Annotated in this window: 2 protein-coding genes and 2 pseudogenes; 1 reads left to right on the forward strand and 3 read right to left on the reverse strand. The window is 65.7% G+C overall.

Annotated elements, in window-relative coordinates; all coding sequences use genetic code 11:
* Nucleotides 1-368 precede the first annotated feature (368 nt).
* Nucleotides 369-818: a YaiI/YqxD family protein gene (locus Q427_RS16095; protein ID WP_043515770.1), complete on the reverse strand. Its 450-nt coding sequence runs from the start codon at nt 816-818 to the stop codon at nt 369-371.
* 435 nt (nt 819-1,253) lie between these two features.
* On the opposite strand from Q427_RS16095, the pseudogene Q427_RS16100 reads away from it, so the two are divergent.
* Nucleotides 1,254-2,959, forward strand: a pseudogene (locus Q427_RS16100) (DEAD/DEAH box helicase).
* 84 nt (nt 2,960-3,043) lie between these two features.
* Here the strand turns inward: Q427_RS16100 and Q427_RS16105 are convergent.
* Both Q427_RS16105 and Q427_RS16110 read right to left on the reverse strand, forming a co-directional pair.
* A pseudogene (locus Q427_RS16105) lies at nt 3,044-4,209 on the reverse strand (fumarylacetoacetate hydrolase family protein).
* A gap of 2 nt (nt 4,210-4,211) precedes the next feature.
* The coding region (locus Q427_RS16110; protein WP_043515773.1) for an aldehyde dehydrogenase (NADP(+)) at nt 4,212-5,252 on the reverse strand (1,041 nt) is incomplete at its 5' end.

Here is a 5,252-nt window from a genome sequence, read left to right on the forward strand (position 1 = left end):
ACAGCACGGTTATGCCATCCCTTGTTGGAGCGCTGCTTTGCATCGCGACTGGCGCCGCCAGGCGCCGGCGGAGGCCTCGGCGTTGGGGAAGTTCACTAACGGCTGGCAACACCGCCGGGAGGCTTGCAGCCTCCAGTCGCCGATGCGTCGGACCGGAGCTGAAGCTTCCTCCGACAGCGGCGTGGCACCGTCGGTAGATAGAATCGCTGTTGGAGCGCTGCTCCGCATCGCGACTGGCGCCGCTAGGCGCCCGGCGGAGGCTCCAAGGCCAGTGGTTACCGCCCGCGCAAGCAACACCGCCGGGAGGCTAGCGCCTCCAGTCGTGAGCTGAAGCTTCCTCCAAAAAGGAGAAATCGCCTTCCCGTTCCTTACCTCTGCTTCGCCAGCCAGCGATCCAGCGCATTGGCGAACTCGCGCCGGTCGGTGTCGCTATAGCCCTTGGGCCCGCTGGTGTGTTCGCCGCTGGCGCGCAGGGTCTCCATGAAATCCCGCATCTGGACCCGCGCCTTGATATTGCCCTTGTCGAGCATTTCGCCGCGGGTGGTCATGACCGCCGCGCCTTTTTCGATGGCCTCCAGGGCCAGCGGCAGGTCGGAGGTGAGCAGCAGGTCGCCGGAGGCGATGCGGGCCACGATCTCGTTGTCGGCGGCGTCGAAGCCATGGCTCACCGCCAGCGACTTGACGCAGCGCGAGGGCGGCAGCGGGATCGTATGGTTGGCCACGAACCAGGTGGGGGTGTCGGTGCGCTCGGCGGCGCGCACGATGATGTCGCGGGCGACCTTGGGACAGGCGTCGGCATCGACCCACAGGGTTGGCATTGGCAGGCTCCTTTGATGAGAGTGACATGACCGTTAGCGTTGAAAGTACTGGCCAGGAAGATGCACCGATGGTAGCATGCGCCCTCCTCGCATGTGCTGACCCCGCCATCATGACGATTCGCCGGTGCTGAAGTTGCCCGAGCCGAATCACCGAGACCTGCGGTCATCTACCGACAGTGTCCGAGATGTGAAGATGGAGCGCCATTAGATGCCGCCAACCGGCGACATCGGCGCAGAAAGGTCGCCTTAGCGGTTCGCAAGCCCCAGGGCGCGAACCGGATGCCAGGTGCGACCGGCGTCCCCGATACCGTGACTCGCTCTGCCCTTCGGCCAATGATGGCCATCGATAAGCGCAGCGCGCCCGACCGTACTTTTGCGTCGGGGATGCCTCAATGTGATTTTGCCGGCCCCTGCCGGCCTACCAAGGTGTGATTGATGACCTCGACTTCTGTCGCTTCGCCGAGCTTCGGCGATCTTGCTCTGTTGCCTGCCGTTCTCTCCGCTGTGGAAACACTGGGCTACGAGATTCCTTCCCCCATCCAGATGCAGACCATTCCTGCACTGCTGGAAGGGCGTGACATGCTGGGCCAGGCCCAGACCGGCACCGGCAAGACCGCTGCCTTCGCACTGCCGATTCTGTCTCGGCTGGAGCTGACCCGTCGTGAGCCCCAGGTGCTGGTCATGGCCCCGACCCGTGAACTGGCCCAGCAGGTTGCCATGTCGTTCAGCAAGTACGGCCAGAATCTCAAGGGCCTGGAAGTCGCCACCCTGTGCGGCGGCCAGGAATACCGTGAGCAGCTGGGTGCCCTGAAGCGCGGCGCCCAGGTCGTGGTCGGCACCCCCGGCCGCATCATTGATCACCTGGATCGCGGTAGCCTCAAGCTCGACGGCCTCTCTGCCCTGGTGCTCGACGAAGCCGACGAGATGCTGCGCATGGGCTTCATCGACGACGTCAAGCGCGTCGTCGCCGATACGCCCAAGGATGCCCAGCGGGTCTTCTTCTCCGCGACGCTGCCGACCGAGATCGAGCGTATCGTCAATCGCTACCTGGTCGATCCGGTCAAGGTGGCCATCGAGGCCAGCGCCGGTACGGCCGCCAGCATCGACCAGCGGCTGGTGCGTGTCGAAGGCGGTGCCAAGCTGGAAGCGCTGTCGCGTATCCTCGAGGTCGAGCCGGTCGATGGCGCCATCGTCTTCGTACGGACGCGTGCTGCCTGTACCACCCTGATGGAGCAGCTCTCCGCCCGCGGCGTGAACGTGGCGAGCCTCTCCGGTGACTTGGACCAGAGCCTGCGCGAGCGCACCATCACTCGCCTCAAGCGCGGCAAGGTCGATGTGCTGATCGCCACCGACGTGGCCGCCCGCGGCCTCGACGTGTCGCGCATCACCCACGTCATCAACTATGACCTGCCCCAGGACAGCGAGGCCTACACCCACCGTATCGGCCGTACCGGCCGTGCGGGCCGCACCGGCATCGCGATCACCTTCGTCGGCTCTCGCGAGATGCGCAAGGTGCGTTGGATGGAGCAGGCCACCGGTCAGCACATGGCCGATATGCCGATCCCCGACGAAGCCGCCATCCGCGCCCATCGGGATGACGCCTTCTTCCTGCGTACCCAGGGTGCGCTGACGGCCGGTGCCGAGGAGCAGCGTGCACTGATCGAGCGTCTGGTCGCCGAAGGGCATGACCCGATCGAGCTGGCCTGTGCCTTTGCCGCCATGGCCCGCGCCGACGAAGCGCCCATCGGTCGCATGCAGCCGCCGCGCAAGGAGCGTACCGAGCGTGAGCCGCGTGATGGCAAGCCGGCGGCACGTCGCGAGCGTGGCCCCAGCGAGGGCATGACCCGCTATCGTGTTGCCGTGGGTCACAAGGATGGCGTCAAGCGGGTCAGCTGGTCGGCGCCCTGGCCAATGAAGGGGGCATCGAAGGCGCCCGCATCGGTCGCATCGACATTCGCAACGCCTTCTCCGTGGTGGAGCTGCCGAGCTCGCTGCCGGCCAGCATCCTCGACAAGATGGCCCGTGCCAAGGTCGCCGGTCGTCCGCTGGAAATCAGTGAAGACGCCGGTGCCACTGCCGAGCGTGCTCCGCGTCGCCGTCAGGATGGGGATGCCCCGATCCGTCGCCGTAACACGGCGTAAGTCCCCATGATCGTTTAGGCGATCGAGGACGCAAAAACCCAGGCCGGGTAACCGGCCTGGGTTTTTTTCTGCCCGTGTCAGTCGCTAGCGCTGGTGTGCCAGCCACTGGCGAATGCCGAAGGTCCACGGTGGCAGTTTGTCGGAGTGGTCCACACGATTGACCAGGGCACCGAGCGAGGGTGTGGCGATGATGACGCGGTCGCCGATATGATGGGTAAAGCCATGGCCTTCGCCGTCGCGATCCTGAATCGGCGAGAACATGGTGCCAAGGAACAACATGAAGCCGTCCGGGTACTGGTGATGGGCACCGATGGTCTGCCGGACCAGGTCCAGCGGGTCGCGACTGATTTCGCGCATGTCGCTCTCGCCTTCGAGAAGGAAATCGTCGTCCTCGCCTTCGATGCGCAGCGATACCCGGGCCTGACGAACGCTGTCGAGGGTGAAGCGTTCATCGAACAGACGAATGAATGGGCCGATGGCGCAGGAAGCATTGTTGTCCTTGGCCTTGCCCAGCAGCAGGGCGCTGCGCCCCTCGACATCGCGCAGGTTGACGTCGTTGCCCAGAGTGGCGCCCCTTGGCTCGCCCTTGGCATCTACCGCCAGAACGATCTCCGGCTCGGGGTTGTTCCATTGCGAAGAGGGGTGCAGGCCCACGCGAACGCCGAAGCCCACCGATGAAAACGGTTGTGCCTTGGTGAATACCTCGCGTCGGGGCCAAGGCCCACCTCCATGTACTGGGACCAGGCGCCACGCGCCTGCAGTGCCGACTTCAAAGCCATGGCCTCGTCGGACCCTGGCGCAATGCGCGACAGGTCCTGGCCGATCACCTCGTTGAGTTCGGCGCGCAGCTGGCTGGCCTTGGCGGCATCGCCGCCAGCCTGCTCCTCGATGACCCGCTCCAGCAGGCTGACTGCAAAGGTCACGCCACAGGCCTTGATCGCCTGCACGTCACAGGGTGCGAGCAGGTAGGGAGTGGCCTGTGGCTCAGCCAGCGAATTTTCCAGCAGCGCCTCGATCGGGCCCAGCGACTCACCCTCGATTGTGCGGACAAAATCGGCGGCATCGTCGCGGTCGAGGAGGTCGGCCATGCAGTTGCAATGGGACGAAATATCAATGACTTCGCCTCTCCGAACCACGATTAGTGCGGGACCGGCCTTTCTCGAACGCGTGGCGTCACGCCACGCGCGGCCGACCAGTAGGGCGACGTCAAGATCCTGCGGAAGCAGGTTTCTAGTCATGAGTGCGTTCATGTTCATGCCTCAGGTTTGCCATCGAGCAGCCGTGACACCCGCCAGGGGTTTCCGTCACGCAACGCCTCGGGCAGCAGCTCGCCGGGCAGCGCCTGGTAGCACACCGGGCGCAGGAAGCGGTAGATCGCCGCGCTGCCCACCGAGGTGGTGCGGCTATCGGAAGTGGCCGGGTAGGGACCACCGTGGACCATGGCGTGGCACACTTCCACCCCGGTGGGCCAGCCGTTGGCCAGGATTCGGCCCGCCTTGCGTTCGAGGATCGGCAGCAGCGCTTTCGCGGCCTCCAGGTCGCCGTCGTCCATCTGCAGCGTGGCGGTGAGCTGGCCTTCGAGCTGGGCCGCCACCTGGTGAATCTCGCCTTGGTCGGCACACTCGACCACCAGCGAGGTGGCGCCGAACACCTCCTCCTGCAGCTCGGGGTCATTGAGGAAGTCCCGGGCCGAGGTGACGAACAGCCCCGCCTGGCACGGGTGGGCCGATTCCCCGGCCTGACCGCGGGCCACTTCCTTGACCTTGTCGTTGCCGGCCAGCCGACCCACTCCCTGCTGATAGGCATCATGGATGCCCGGGGTGAGCATGGTCTGGGCGGCGCTGCCCTTGACCGCATCGCCCGCAGCCTCGACGAAGGCATCGAGCTCGGGACCCTTCACGGCGATGACCAGGCCCGGATTGGTACAGAACTGGCCGGCGCCCATGTTCATCGAGGCGACGAAGCCTTCGGCGATCTTGTCGCCGCGTGACTTTAATGCCTCGGGCATGAGGAATACCGGGTTGATCGAACTCATCTCGGCGTAGACCGGGATCGGCTGCGGGCGCGCCTGGGCGGTCTTCATCAGGGCGGTGCCGCCACTGCGGGAGCCGGTGAAGCCCACCGCCTGGATGCGTGGATCCGCCGCCAGCGCCTGGCCGATCTCACGGCCCGAGCCGAACAGCAGCGAGAACACGCCTTCGGGCAATCCGCATTTCACCACGGCCTGCTGCACCGCACGGCCSAYCAGCTCGGAGGTGCCGGGGTGGGCGGAGTGGCCCTTGACGATCACCGG

Source organism: Halomonas sp. BC04 (assembly GCF_000568385.1).